Below are 13527 nucleotides of genomic sequence, written 5' to 3' on the forward strand. Positions count from 1 at the left end.
AATGAATTCCTATTCAATATCGCCAGGTACTAACGGCACAAATCTAACGGGGGCAATAACATGCTCTTTATAATTATCGCCTTTGCGGATAACCATTACTAATTTTTGATCGCTCTCACCTATTGGGGCTAATAACACGCCACCATCGGCCAACTGAGCAAGTAAGTCTTGCGGAACTTTAGAGGCCGCAGCAGTCACTATAATACCATCAAACGGTGCTTGTGATTGCCAGCCTTGCCAACCATCGCCATGCTTCATGGTTACATTATATAAATCGAGTTGCTGCAAACGTCTTTTTGCCTGCCACTGAAGTGTTTTAATACGCTCTACCGAGTAAACCTTCGTAAACGTTTTGGCCAATATTGCAGTTTGATACCCAGAGCCGGTACCTATTTCTAGCACTTTATTACGCACACCAGCTAAACGAAGTAGCTCTGTCATGCGCGCTACTATATAAGGCTGAGAAATTGTTTGCCCTTGCCCAATAGGTAGCGCTGTATTTTCATAGGCTTTGTGTTTTAGCACATCATCTATAAAAATATGGCGCGGAATATCAGCTATAGCACTAAGTACTTGCGTATCTTCAACACCTTCACGCTTTAGTAAGTCAGAAAGCGCTTTAGCACTGCGGGTATAATTAGCGAGCACGATTAATCTCCAAATCGGCTAACCACTCTCCTACTGCCTTTAAGCTATCTTTAGCTGTCATATCAACACTCAGTGGCGTAACTGAGGCATAGCCGTTATTGATTGCGTAAAAGTCGGTGCCTTCACCAGCATCGCTTTCGGTACCAAGCGATCCGTACCAATAAATATCACGACCCCAAGGATCGGTTTGTTTAGTCATAGTTTCGGCTTTATGACGAGCACCTAAACGTGTTACTTGCACCCCTTTTAATTCACTTAATGGAATATCTGGCACATTAATATTTATTATTTGATCTTTAGGCAGCGGATGCGAAGCCAAGCCTTTAATAATATTGACGGTAACTGCAGCGGCTGTTTCAAAATGATCGCCATTATGTGAGCAAAGCGATACCGCAATTGCAGGCAGACCTAAATGGCGACCTTCAGTTGCAGCAGCAACAGTACCGGAATAAAGCGTGTCATCACCCAAATTGGCACCATGGTTAATACCAGCAACAACTAGATCTGGCTTTTCATCAGCTAACTGATTTACACCTAAATGTACACAATCAGTAGGTGTGCCATTAACTGACATAAAACCATTTTCGAGTGTAGTCGCTCGTAGCGGGTTCATAAGTGTTAAAGAATTACTCGCGCCACTACAGTTGCGATCAGGTGCAACAAGGGTTACATCTGCAATTTGTATAAGCGCCTGATATAAAACCGCAATGCCTTTGGCATTTACGCCATCATCGTTACTTAACAGTATCTTCATTTATGCCATTATCCTTTTCTTTGCGCTCTCGAGGGCTAGCATCAGTGTAATCCACCAGCTCACGTAATAATGCGGTTGCAAAACACCCTTTTGGCAAACCAAAGCTTAGTTTTAGTGTGGTTTCATCAAGTGTTTCAACGGTTAAGTTTTGTGGAATTAAGCGCAGCATTCGGCGCTCATTTTTAAGGCCTAACTCACCTAAACCATCACACCATGTTTGGAAAGGTTCGAGCCATACTTTTTCTTGTTCGGTTAAGCCTTTTTCGCTTTTTCCCACCATAGGTGCCGACATCATAATATCGCCGGTGGCTAATCGCTCTATGTTTTCGTCATTAATTGCATCTTCAAAAAATGCATTGCTGCCGCTGAGCATAAATACTTCACGATGCATTGTTTTAGCTAAACCATGCTCTTTTACACGTAGGCTCACTAACTGATTAAATACATGCGACCGTGCTGCTGAAATAATAATACCGCGCAACTTTTTATCGCGAATACGCTCACCGCCAAACATTTTTTCAGCCATAACTAAGTTATGACCGCCATGCCCAAAGCGCTGCTCGCCAAAGTAATTTGGCACACCTGCGCGCACGGCATTAATACGGCATAAAATATCAAGAGGGTTGGTTACGTTACGAAGCGTAATAGTAAATTTATTACCTTTGTGGCAGCCCGTACGTAACTTACGGTCGTGGCGCTGTTGCGACACAATAAAAATACTCTCACTATTTAAATCACTAAAATCGATAGGCTTTTTAATTGGTACTTTTACACTAAACCACTGTGAGCACACGCCGTGGCGATCTTTCATGCCTGCATAGCTTACGTCTCGCGGTGAAACACCCGCACGCTGTGCAATTAGCTTTGCAACGTATTGCGTGTTTTCGCCTTTTTTAACCACCTGCAAACACACGTGTTCGCCACTGCCGGTAAATTCTATACCTAAGTCTTCATCAACCATAAAGTCTTCAGCTGTGGTTTTAAAATCAGCTTTAGAAAGCGGTGCACCGTATAAATAATTTAAATCGCTCATGCGTTTTTTGTACTCGCAAGCTCTTTACTCATAATAACCACCGCATGGCTCGAAATACCTTCTTTGCGCCCTTCAAAGCCTAGCTTTTCGGTAGTAGTGGCTTTAACGTTAATTTGGCTAAGGTCGCAATTTAAATCGCTGGCTAAATTAGCGCGCATAGCTTGAATATGTGGCAACATTTTTGGTGCCTGAGCAACAATAGTCACATCGCCATTACCAAGTACATAACCTTGTTCTTTAGCTAAGCCCACCACATGGCGAAGTAAAATACGGCTATCGATATTTTCATACTCGCTTGCCGTATCGGGAAAGTGCTTACCAATATCACCCATTGCAAGTGAGCCTAAAATAGCATCGCATAATGCATGAATAGCAACATCACCATCTGAGTGCGCTAAAAAGCCCTGTGGGTAATCAATTTTTTCACCACAAATAGTTAACGGGCCTTCGCCGCCAAATTTATGTACGTCAAAACCATGGCCAATTCGTATCATAATCCACTCTCGTTTTGTTGTTTATGTAATAAAAACCCAGCCAGATCTAAATCCTCTGGCGTGGTTATTTTAATATTATCGCTACGACCTGCTACAAGCTTAACCGGTTTACCCGCCCACTCAATTGCACTGGCTTCATCGGTAATAGTAGCCCCACTTGCTAATGCGTTTTGCAGTGCATTTTTAAGCTCGTCATATTTAAAAAACTGCGGGGTAAGTGCTTGCCATAAATCATCTCGCGGCACAGTTTGTAGGGCATGAGTGTGGCCGCGTTTTATAGTGTCTTTTACTTTGCTAGCTAAAATACCGCCTTCATCAGCGTTAATGCATTCATCAATTAAACGTTCTATATCACTGATATTAACTAATGGACGAGCAGCATCATGCACCAATACCCATGTAGGTGGGTTAGGCGCTAAAAAAAGCAAGCTATTGAGCACCGAGTCGGCTCGCTCTTTTCCGCCACTGGCTCGCACAATGCGATTATCAAGCAGTGGGAGTTCGTCAAAATAGGGGTCGCTGTCGCTAAGGGCAACAACAATAGTGCGTAATTGAGGTAATTGAGAAAGTTTAGCTAAGGTGTGTTCTAAAATGGTTTTACCGGCTAATTGTATATATTGCTTAGGCGCATTGTGCTGCATTCTACTGCCAACACCCGCAGCAGGTACAATTGCTGCAATAGTCTGTTTATTTGTCATATTGTTTGCCCGGTAAAACACGAATAAATGTTTCGTCCGGTTTAATCATTCCCAATTCGTTGCGTGCACGCTCTTCAATGCCTTCTTGGCCAAGCTTTAAGTCTTCAATATCTGCTTTAAGTACTTTATTACGTTTAATGAGTTTTTCGTTGGTTTGATGATGTGACGTTACTGCACCTTTTAGTCGTGTGTAGTCTTGTAAACCATTATGACCAAACCATAACCTGTATTGTACAAACAGTGCTAAGCACAGTAAGCCAACTTGAAAAATACGCATTTAACACTCCTTATTTTAAATTCCAAATACCTTAACTTTAATACGCTAAGGGGCGCTTTAAATTGCGCCAATTAATACTACCCGCTAAAAGCATTTCGCGTAGTGATAAAACCCGTGGCATGCAACGCTTCGAAAATTGCCACTGATGCCCGCAACATGCAGCGGTTAAACTCACTTTACTTGGCTTTATTAGCTGAGCATTTTGCTGCTCTAGCCCATTTCCTAAAAAATCAAACCAACCAAGCTCGTTACAATGCAGCTTATTTTCGCCTAACTGATCGATACTGTCTATTCTAAGACGCACCTGATCGTAGCCATGCAATATAACGGGCACAATAAGCCCCACTTTGGCATACGTTTGATAAAAAAGTTCATTAGCTTGAACATTCACATCGGGTGGGGTCGGTTTTTGCTTTTCAAGCCACGTACCATTTTGTGCATCAAGCGTAAAAGGCGTGTCACCATTGGCAACTAACGTTGCCGCTCGCTCAATATAATAAGGTAGGCTTTTTAACTGGCGGCGCAGTTTATCGGCATTAGGCTCTGCAACTAATCGCTGAACCTCACGCTGATAAAACGCATTGCACAATTGTGCATACAACACTTTTTGTGCATCAGTTTGCCAAATTTCAACTTGCTGTTGAGCACCAAGTGACTGATTTTTAGCGACCAAAAGCTGTACTCAAAAATATTCAGGTAAATGTTTTATAACACAGTATTGAATGTTTTTTAAGCGCAGCGCACTATTTTAAGCGCTTGGCTTTTCACCTAATTTTGCTTTACCTGATTCTAAAAATTGCACAACCGTATTACGCTTTTTACCAATCAATAAACTGCCATCAGCTAAAAACATAAAGTTTTGCCAATTGCGTTTAAATACATCAAACGTCGTTTCGATAATATTATCGCGTGCCATACAAAAATAAACCGTGGTGTTAGCTTCCCAATCTAAAAACGTTAAGATTGCTTCTGGTGGTAACGCATCGCCATTTTCCCACGCATCTTGCCAATCTACTTCTTGGCTAAAGCTTTTTTCTTGACCACACCAATCGGTGTCTTCAAAAAAATCAGGGTGATCAAACTCACGGCTCACCATGGTTGTCCAAAGTACGGCTGCGCGCTCGTCGCTCATAGGCTTTATTTTTGCTGCGTCTTCATCAGATACAGGTAAATCTTTGTGGCGAAAAACCCACGCCTTTTTGTAATCATCTAAAGAAATATAGTTCATAGTATTGGCAAATTAGTTAACATTAAAAGTGCAAAGCCAAATTATACAAGAGATCAAAACATGACTACAGCAATAAAACCACTTTCCCTAAAACCAGGCATATACCAACACTACAAAGGCCCGCAATATAAAGTTATTCATGTTGCCACCCATAGCGAAACCGAGGAACAGCTTGTGATTTACCAAGCACTTTATGGTGAATTTGGTATATGGGCGCGCCCACTTAGTATGTTTTTAGAAACTGTTGAAAAAGAAGGTGAGGTCATACAGCGTTTTGCTTATATTGGACCTGCTGCTTAACTATGGCATTATAACAAAATAACTTACTGCTCAGACCAGACAAGGGTACACCGTGCAATTTAATTCAACTGACAATTACATAGCGAGTAGCGCACTTAAACAAGCTGTAAATGCTGCCATTATGCTCGAAAAACCACTTTTAATTAAAGGCGAACCTGGCACAGGTAAAACCATGCTGGCTGAGGAGTTGGCTAAAAGCTTAGACACCACGCTTATTCAGTGGCATATAAAATCGACCACCAAAGCGCAGCAAGGCTTGTACGAGTACGATGCGGTTTCGCGCCTGCGCGACAGCCAATTAGGTGACGAGCGCGTACACAACATTAGTAACTACATTGTTAAAGGTAAGCTGTGGCAGGCATTTACGTATGCAGAGCTCAACGGTAAACGCCCAGTACTATTAATTGATGAAATAGACAAAGCCGACATAGAGTTCCCAAACGACTTACTACTTGAGCTTGATAAAATGGAGTTTCATGTTTATGAGACTAACGAGCGCATTGTCGCAAAAGAGCGCCCTATTGTGATCATCACTTCAAACAACGAAAAAGAGCTGCCTGATGCATTTTTACGCCGCTGTTTTTTTCATTATATTGACTTTCCAAGCAGCGAAGAAATGCAGCAAATTGTTGATGTACATTACCCTAACGTTAAACAAGATTTAGTACGCCAAGCATTAGAAGTATTTTTTAACTTACGTGAAGCCAACGGCCTTAAAAAGAAGCCCTCCACCAGCGAATTGTTAGATTGGTTAAAACTTTTAATGGCAGAGGATATAGACGCTAAAACATTGCACGACAAAAGTCAAAAAGGCGGCTTAATGCCGATGTTTGGCGCATTACTTAAAAATGAGCAAGATATAAGCCAAATCGAAAAATTAGCCTTTATGAGCCGCCGTTAAGATGTTGATTGCGTTTTTCTTCAAACTGCGTGAATACCGCCTACCTGTAAGCCTGCGCGAACTACTCGATTTAATTAACGCCTTAAAAAAAGGCGTTATATTTGCCGACGTAGACGCGTTTTACCATTTAGCGCGCACCATAATGGTAAAAGACGAAACGCACTTTGACCGTTTCGACAAAGCCTTTAGTGACTACTTTAGCGGTATTGCCGACCTTGATTTACTCGAAAGTTTAAAGCAACAGCACAACTTACCTGAAGACTGGCTACGTAAAGAGTTTGAAAAAAACCTAAGCGATGAAGAAAAAGCCCAACTTAAAGCTATGGGCGGGCTCGATGAGCTTATGAAAACCCTAAAAGAGCGTTTAGAAGAGCAACAAAAACGCCACGCTGGCGGTAATAAATGGGTAGGTACTGGCGGCACATCACCTTTTGGTGCATACGGCTATAACCCAGAAGGTGTACGTATAGGGCAAGACGGCAATCGTAACCGCCAAGCGGTAAAAGTGTGGGATAAACGCGAATACCGCAATTTAGACTCCGACAGAGAAATTGGCTCACGTACAATAAAGCTCGCCCTTAAAAAGCTACGTAAATTTGCCCGCACTGGCGCAAGCGATACCCTTGATTTAAACGAGACTATTCGCGCTACTGCAAAACAAGGCGGCATGCTTGATGTAAAAATGGCACCCGAACGCCACAATGCAGTAAAAGTATTGATGCTGTTTGATATTGGCGGCTCAATGGATGACTACATCCACACCTGCGAAGAATTATTTAGCGCCGCCCACAGCGAGTTTAAACATTTAGAGTTTTACTACTTTCATAACTGTTTATACGAGCACGTTTGGCAAGACAACGCGCGCCGCCATTCAAACGTAATTGACACCATGACGCTGATTAATAAATTCACCAGCGACTACAAAGTCATATTTGTTGGCGATGCCACTATGGGCCCATACGAAATAGCTTATGCGGGCGGCTCGGTAGAACACTACAATGAAGAGCCCGGCAGTGCATGGTTGCAACGTATAACAAACCACTTTGATAAAGTCGCCTGGCTCAACCCACAACCCGTTGAACACTGGGCGTACTATCAGTCAATTGATTTTATAAAGCAGCTGATGGATAACAGAATGTACCCGCTGAGTTTAGATGGAATAAGTAGCGCGATAAAAGAGCTGAGTTAGAATATTAATTTACGAAGGCTCAGAACTAGCAGCGGAGCTTCAGGCGTGAACCTGTAACTTTGTTGGGTGGCGCCTTTGGCTTAACCAACCTACCTTTTTGACGTAGGTCGGATAAGTGGCGAAGCCACGCCATCCGACAGTAAATGATAAATTTATTAGAAACAAGCCGACTTACCGAGTTAATGTAGGTTTATTTTTGTGTCGGGTTTATTTTTGTGTCGGGTTTATTTTTCCTGACTTAACTTTATCAAGTTGTCTGAATATACGCTTCAATTCTTTTTTTGTTTGTTGTGATTCAAAACTATCTCTTTTAATAGTCCACTTTAATGCCAATAGGCTAAAGTCAGAATAAAGAGAAATATTTTTCTTTTGACGTGCTCTAATAAATGGTCTTAAGTGTAGGCTAAGATCGATAACAGAAGATTTATGTGAGGAGTACAAAAATTCTTCATCATACAACTTATGCCTAATAGCATTTGCCGCTTGTTCCCAAGTATTTAAAACATAACGTATAGACATAACCCTAGAGTCATTAGAGTTTTCAGGCTTTGCAAGCTCTAAGAGTGTCTGCTTTCTTTCGAGGCTATGTATTATTCCACCTAATACAACCACATGCGCTAAATAATCTTTATCATCTTTAAGCTTTTGTTGAAAATCTAATGTATTTTTTTCTTTCGCTGTTTGCCGTTGGTAAAACATTCCTGCTAATGCTGCTGATAAGCCCAGTAAAGCAGAGAGCAAAACAGCTCCGCTTGGAAAGAGTTTAGGGTCCATCTTTGATATAAAGTAAATTCCTGCAACAGGAGCCACTATAAACCAAAGAATAAAAATACTTTTCATTGAATCACGCTTACTCACTTATTCATTCCTTAGAACAAAAAAAGAGCCATTTAGGCTCTTTTCTTTAAAACTAGTGACGGGCTATATTGGCCAATCTTCTTCATTGTATGTAATCATATTACGTCTCCTGGCGTGGAAAAGTGGTAGTATTGCTTTACTACCAAGCGGTATACAAATGTTAATTTGTTTAAATATTTACCGTGTAAAAGAATATAACTGACCGTTACAACAGTTACAACAATACCGTTCCTGCGAATAACCTTGAATCTCAGTGAATTGCCTTGCACCTCTCTAAAAACGTACTTTAGAACTATTTGCTATATAAACATACGTTTTTAATATTAAAATGAATTTGAGAGTTTTTAGCATTTTATAGAACAGGATAACGGAACGACATTATTTGTATCTGTACAAGTTCCCAGCTTTCAGTTATTGGATACAGATTAATCTATGAACCTTATTGATAAGAGGAGAACATAGAAGCAAAACTGCTAATTTAAAACGTAATTTTATCAATCCATAAGCTATAAAAAGTTATATCGGGCTGAGTGAGTTTACTCACATCAAGTGCATGTACGCTCTCAACGGGTGAGTGTTTTAACATATCGTTATGGTGTGCTTGTAGTAGCTTTATAACGTGTGGGTTTGAAAGCTCACCTATTCTAATATCCATTTATGCCTCGTTTAATCCTAGAATTTAATGCTTGAGGGCTTTAGGGCTTTAATTAAAACCCTAAAGTAAGTGGCTCTATTTAGGCTGCTAGTTTCCATACTACAAACGCAACAGCAAAGCCTACTAAATACACTAAACCTAACCACGTTAAACTACGTAATAGCACGCTGTGCTTTATAGCAGGCTCTGAGCGCACAAGGCTAAAGTTGAGCCATGCAAATACAGGCGTTGTAACAAATGAAAGTGTCATTGCAAACGTAAGCATGGGGCCAAGGGCTGATTTAAAAAATAAAATAACGGCCATACCGGCAAGTGCTTGTAGTATTAACCAAATATTTAGACTGTGTTTTGATTGCCCAAAGCCAAGTAATTTATGGGATTCGTTAAGCGTACGCGCGTAACCATCAAGCACGGTAAGTGTAGTACCAAACATACATAAAAAAGCGATTGCTGATACAAGCGGCCTTGCCCACTCGCCTATTGTTAATGCGTACATATCAATAAGCTGCTTGGCAAACGCAACACCGCCGAGTTCTATACTACTGGTCTGCCCGTACTGCACTAATACACCTAAGCTAAAAAATACCAAGGCTAAGCCAGCTGTAAGCCAGTAACCTACGTTAAAATCGAACAAGCCTTGGCTTTTAGAAACTGTTTGCTGGGCTTGTTTTTCTTTTAGCCATAAAGAACTTAATGCAGATATTTCGATAGGGGCTGGCATCCAGCCCATTAAAGCCACCATAAAGCTCAGCATAGCAAGCTCATATGGTGATGGACCAACATAATCAGCAGGCGCCATTGGGCCATTACTAAACGCGATAACTAACGCAATAACGGTAGCCAGCGTTAATAACCCCATTATGCCTTTGGCCACACTGTCGAGCGCTTTAAAGTGCCCTAACAATAATATGGCTAAGCACACTCCTAATAATATCCAACATAGCAGTGTTACTTCTATCACTACGGGCAACGCGTAATGCAGTAAGCTTGCAGTAAGTAGTAATACGCCAGCGGTATTAACTACGGCGGCTACAATGTTTAAACCGATAAAACTGTAAAAATAAAACGGGCCTTTGCTTTTATAGCCCTCCACTAGGCTATTTTTAGTGGCGAGTGTGTATTCCATACCAAAGCGAAAAAACGGGTACTTTAAAACATTAACAACGAGGATAAGCCAAAATAATTGCCAGCCAAATATTGCCCCAGCTTGCGTAGAGGCAACTAAGTGAGAACCGCCAATAGCGGCTGTTGCCATGAGTATTCCAGGTCCAAGCGCACCTAGTCGAGACTTCCATACTGCTTTTGTTGTGTGCATTAATTTCTCAAAATATGTGTGTTATACGCTGCTTTTATTAATTTTTTTAATCAATAAACTGCAAGAACGCATAACTTACCTAAATTACAGACAATAAAAAAGAGCCATACGGCTCTTTTTTACAATACTTTGTGACTAAATTTTATTTAAGATCCATCTCTTGGATGATCTCGTGTGCGATTTCAGGTGTAGTGCTAACAGGCTTTTCGTGTAAGTTTGCTTTTATCTGCCCTTTTCGATGTTTTAGTGCCGCATCGAGTTTTTTAGCTGCGCTTGCAATGGCTGGGTACATAACTTCGTTTTCCCCTTTTACCGATATGCGCGTGCCTTCGTAATTAGTGCTAATTTCAGCTTGGATTTTATGATGCTCTTTAGACAAAATAATATCGAGTGCAATAAGCGATGGAAAGTGGCTCTCGATTTTTGAAAATTTTTCGTTGATGTGCTCTCTAATAGAGTCAGTAACTTCAACATGGTGACCAGAAAGATTAATTTTCATAGGGTATCCTTTTATTTGTTACCTCATAAATAGTATTGGGGGCTATTTAGATTAACACAAGGAAAAAAGAGAGATATTTGAGGTTTATTTGCGGTTTTTGGTGATTTAAATCATGCGTTGTGCAAAGTTTATGCAAAGCCCATAGTGCATGGGCTTTCAGACGTCTAGCTGTATTGATTAATCTGTGTACGAACAACAGTAGTCAGCAAAATCAGATACTTTTACTTTAAAGCTTACATTTGCATCAACATTAAACGATTCACCTGCGTTAAATGTTTTCCACTCACTTGCCCCTGGTAATAAAATATCCCATTGGCCAGCTAAAAGCTCCATGCATTCTTTTTGGTTTGTATCAAAAACAAACTCACCAGGTTGCATAAAGCCTAAAGTTTTCGCTTCGCCATCACCTAAAATAACGGTACGGCTTGACACTTTTCCGTCAAAATATACATTGGCTTTTTTTACTACACTTACGTTATCGAACTTTGGCATTTTTAGCTCCTGCTATTAATTTAAGATTTTTATTTATAAATTTTATCGCACTACCTTGCCTGATAGCTTACTTTCTTGCAAGGAAAGCAGCATTGTTCAAGGTGAAGTTGCTTCATGTAAGGGCATAAAAAAACCCGCAACATGTGCGGGTTTTTCAATTACTTACTTTATTTAATCAAAGCGATTAAAAAAGCTCGTTTGCTTTACTTACAATGTTTGCCACTGTAAAGCCAAAGTGCTCAAACAGCTCACCAGCAGGTGCCGACTCACCAAAGGTAGTCATACCTACTACTGCGCCATTTAGACCTACGTACTTGTACCAGTAGTCAGCAATACCTGCTTCTACTGCTACGCGGCGTGTAACAGATGCCGGTAATACGCTTTCTTTGTACTCTGCGCTTTGATCTTCAAAGGCATCAGTACATGGCATAGATACAACACGTACCTTTTTACCTTGGCTGCGTAGCTCAGTTGCTGAATCTTGTGCTAGTTGCACTTCAGAACCCGTTGCAATGAAAATAATCTCAGGGTTGCCGTCACAGCTAAGGATGTAACCACCCTTTTTAACATCGCTTAATTGCTGTGCGTCACGCGCTTGTTGCTCAAGACCTTGGCGAGTAAAGATTAACGATGTAGGACCGTCTTTACGCTCAATAGCTTGTTGCCATGCAATTGCCGACTCAACTTGGTCACATGGGCGCCAGTTGTATAAGTTAGGCGTTAAACGCATGCTTGCAATTTGCTCTACTGGTTGGTGAGTTGGACCATCTTCACCTAAACCGATTGAATCGTGCGTGTATACAAAAATGCTTGGTTGCTTCATTAATGCAGCCATACGTACGGCATTTTTTGCATATTCAACAAACATTAAGAACGTAGCACCGTAAGGAATAAAGCCTTTATGAAGGGCAATACCATTCATAATTGCCGACATACCAAACTCACGTACACCGTAGTAAATGTAGTTACCGCTTGCATCGTCGTGTGTTAAACCTTTAGAGCCATCCCAAATTGTTAAGTTTGAGCCTGCTAAATCGGCTGAGCCACCCATAAATTCTGGTAATAACGGACCAAATGCGTTTAATGCATTTTGCGATGCTTTACGAGACGCTGGGTTTGCAGGGTTTGCTTGTAATTGCTCAATGTACGCTTGAGATTTTTCAGCCCAATCGCCAGGCAGTTCGTTATTAATACGACGCTTATATTCAGCTGCAAGCTCTGGGTATGCTTTTGCGTATGCTGCAAATTTTTCGTCCCAGCTTGATTCAAGCTGTTGACCTTTTTCTTTGCTATCCCATTGTGCGTAAATATCATCAGGAATTTCGAACGCATCGCCAGTCCAACCTAAGAATTCGCGAGACGCTTTAATTTCGTCATCACCTAGTGGTGCACCGTGACAATCGTGGCTACCAGATTTATTAGGTGAGCCGTAACCAATAATTGTTTTACAACAAATTAGTGATGGTTTATCGGTAACACTTTTAGCTTCTGCAATTGCAGCACTTATAGCATCGCTGTCGTGGCCATCAACACCACTAATTACATGCCAACCGTATGCTTTAAAGCGAGCTGGCGTGTCATCTGTAAACCAACCTTCTACTTCACCATCGATTGAAATGCCGTTGTCATCCCAAAATGCAACAAGTTTACCCAGACCTAATGTGCCTGCAAGTGAACCAGCTTCATGAGAAATACCTTCCATAAGGCAGCCATCGCCCATAAATGCATAGGTAAAGTGATCAACAATATCGTGACCTTCGCGGTTAAACTGTGCAGCTAGCGCTTTTTCAGCAATTGCCATACCTACGGCATTTGTGATCCCTTGACCTAATGGACCCGTAGTAGTTTCGATTCCTGGTGCATAGCCATATTCAGGGTGACCTGGTGTTTTAGAATGCATTTGACGGAAGTTTTTAATTTCGTCCAGTGGTAAGTCGTAACCACTTAGATGCAATAGAGAATAGATAAGCATTGAACCGTGGCCGTTTGAAAGAATAAATCTGTCACGGTCAGCCCACTCTGGATTTGTTGGGTTGTGTTTTAGATAATCGCGCCATAATACTTCTGCGATATCAGCCATGCCCATAGGGGCTCCAGGGTGACCAGATTTGGCCTTTTGTACTGCGTCCATTGACAAGACGCGAATAGCATTTGCAAGTTCTTTGCGAGATGGCATGAATTCTCCT

16 protein-coding genes and 1 pseudogene are annotated in these 13527 nt (G+C 41.3%); 3 read left to right on the forward strand and 14 right to left on the reverse strand.

The annotated features are described in order from the left end of the window. Nucleotides 1-9: 9 nt before the first annotated feature. The 8 genes from H5090_RS03865 to H5090_RS03900 all read right to left on the reverse strand — a co-directional run bounded on the left by H5090_RS03865 (nucleotide 10) and on the right by H5090_RS03900 (nucleotide 5132). Nucleotides 10-648, reverse strand: coding sequence for a protein-L-isoaspartate(D-aspartate) O-methyltransferase (locus H5090_RS03865; protein ID WP_002958958.1), 639 nt, complete (start codon nucleotides 646-648; stop codon nucleotides 10-12). Further along, nucleotides 638-1402, reverse strand: coding sequence for a 5'/3'-nucleotidase SurE (surE, locus tag H5090_RS03870; protein ID WP_024600608.1), 765 nt, complete (start codon nucleotides 1400-1402; stop codon nucleotides 638-640). Before surE ends, H5090_RS03865 begins: the two co-directional genes overlap by 11 nt. Beyond that, on the reverse strand, nucleotides 1383-2435 hold the full coding sequence (gene truD / locus H5090_RS03875) for a tRNA pseudouridine(13) synthase TruD (protein ID WP_182695078.1): 1053 nt from the start codon (nucleotides 2433-2435) through the stop codon (nucleotides 1383-1385). The genes surE and truD overlap by 20 nt, the downstream gene beginning before the upstream one ends. Then, nucleotides 2432-2929: a 2-C-methyl-D-erythritol 2,4-cyclodiphosphate synthase gene (gene ispF / locus H5090_RS03880; RefSeq protein WP_024604077.1), complete on the reverse strand. Its 498-nt coding sequence runs from the start codon at nucleotides 2927-2929 to the stop codon at nucleotides 2432-2434. Before ispF ends, truD begins: the two co-directional genes overlap by 4 nt. After that, complete coding sequence (ispD, locus tag H5090_RS03885) at nucleotides 2926-3627, reverse strand: 2-C-methyl-D-erythritol 4-phosphate cytidylyltransferase (RefSeq protein ID WP_182673805.1); 702 nt, start codon at nucleotides 3625-3627, stop codon at nucleotides 2926-2928. The genes ispF and ispD overlap by 4 nt, the downstream gene beginning before the upstream one ends. Beyond that, complete coding sequence (gene ftsB / locus H5090_RS03890; RefSeq protein ID WP_002958963.1) at nucleotides 3617-3904, reverse strand: cell division protein FtsB; 288 nt, start codon at nucleotides 3902-3904, stop codon at nucleotides 3617-3619. Before ftsB ends, ispD begins: the two co-directional genes overlap by 11 nt. A gap of 37 nt (nucleotides 3905-3941) precedes the next feature. Next, complete coding sequence (locus H5090_RS03895; protein ID WP_002958964.1) at nucleotides 3942-4577, reverse strand: hypothetical protein; 636 nt, start codon at nucleotides 4575-4577, stop codon at nucleotides 3942-3944. Between the two features lie 75 nt (nucleotides 4578-4652). Then, nucleotides 4653-5132: a DUF2947 domain-containing protein gene (locus tag H5090_RS03900; RefSeq protein WP_002958965.1), complete on the reverse strand. Its 480-nt coding sequence runs from the start codon at nucleotides 5130-5132 to the stop codon at nucleotides 4653-4655. A 60-nt stretch (nucleotides 5133-5192) separates the two neighbouring features. On the opposite strand from H5090_RS03900, the gene H5090_RS03905 reads away from it, so the two are divergent. Genes H5090_RS03905 through H5090_RS03915 form a run of 3 tightly spaced genes read left to right on the forward strand, consistent with a single transcriptional unit; the run spans nucleotide 5193 to nucleotide 7522 of the window. Further along, nucleotides 5193-5432 carry a DUF1653 domain-containing protein gene (locus H5090_RS03905; protein WP_039486721.1) on the forward strand — a complete coding sequence of 80 codons (240 nt, stop codon included), beginning with the start codon at nucleotides 5193-5195 and terminating at the stop codon, nucleotides 5430-5432. 52 nt (nucleotides 5433-5484) lie between these two features. Beyond that, nucleotides 5485-6333 carry a MoxR family ATPase gene (locus H5090_RS03910; protein ID WP_182695079.1) on the forward strand — a complete coding sequence of 283 codons (849 nt, stop codon included), beginning with the start codon at nucleotides 5485-5487 and terminating at the stop codon, nucleotides 6331-6333. Between the two features lies 1 nt (nucleotide 6334). Continuing rightward, a complete protein-coding gene (locus H5090_RS03915) occupies nucleotides 6335-7522 on the forward strand; it encodes a VWA domain-containing protein (RefSeq protein WP_182695080.1) in 1188 nt (395 codons plus the stop codon). A 207-nt stretch (nucleotides 7523-7729) separates the two neighbouring features. Here the strand turns inward: H5090_RS03915 and H5090_RS03920 are convergent, their stop codons facing one another. The 6 genes and pseudogenes from H5090_RS03920 to tkt form a co-directional block, all read right to left on the reverse strand. Next, the gene (locus H5090_RS03920) at nucleotides 7730-8380 is read right to left on the reverse strand and encodes a DUF4760 domain-containing protein (protein WP_182695081.1); all 651 of its coding nucleotides are present in this window, start codon (nucleotides 8378-8380) and stop codon (nucleotides 7730-7732) included. A 493-nt stretch (nucleotides 8381-8873) separates the two neighbouring features. Beyond that, nucleotides 8874-9035 (reverse strand): annotated as a pseudogene (locus H5090_RS03925) (GNAT family N-acetyltransferase); the annotation flags it as partial. Between the two features lie 79 nt (nucleotides 9036-9114). Next, a complete protein-coding gene (locus H5090_RS03930) occupies nucleotides 9115-10290 on the reverse strand; it encodes an NRAMP family divalent metal transporter (protein ID WP_165743886.1) in 1176 nt (391 codons plus the stop codon). A gap of 202 nt (nucleotides 10291-10492) precedes the next feature. Further along, on the reverse strand, nucleotides 10493-10849 hold the full coding sequence (gene hpf / locus H5090_RS03935) for a ribosome hibernation-promoting factor, HPF/YfiA family (RefSeq protein ID WP_007376058.1): 357 nt from the start codon (nucleotides 10847-10849) through the stop codon (nucleotides 10493-10495). Between the two features lie 177 nt (nucleotides 10850-11026). Next, on the reverse strand, nucleotides 11027-11341 hold the full coding sequence (locus tag H5090_RS03940; RefSeq protein WP_002958974.1) for a pyrimidine/purine nucleoside phosphorylase: 315 nt from the start codon (nucleotides 11339-11341) through the stop codon (nucleotides 11027-11029). A 184-nt stretch (nucleotides 11342-11525) separates the two neighbouring features. Continuing rightward, nucleotides 11526-13517, reverse strand: a complete 1992-nt coding sequence (tkt, locus tag H5090_RS03945) for a transketolase (RefSeq protein ID WP_138489545.1) — start codon at nucleotides 13515-13517, stop codon at nucleotides 11526-11528. Between the last annotated feature and the right edge of the window lie 10 nt (nucleotides 13518-13527).

This window comes from Pseudoalteromonas sp. SR43-5, assembly GCF_014163835.1.
In the GTDB taxonomy this organism is placed as follows: domain Bacteria; phylum Pseudomonadota; class Gammaproteobacteria; order Enterobacterales; family Alteromonadaceae; genus Pseudoalteromonas; species Pseudoalteromonas distincta.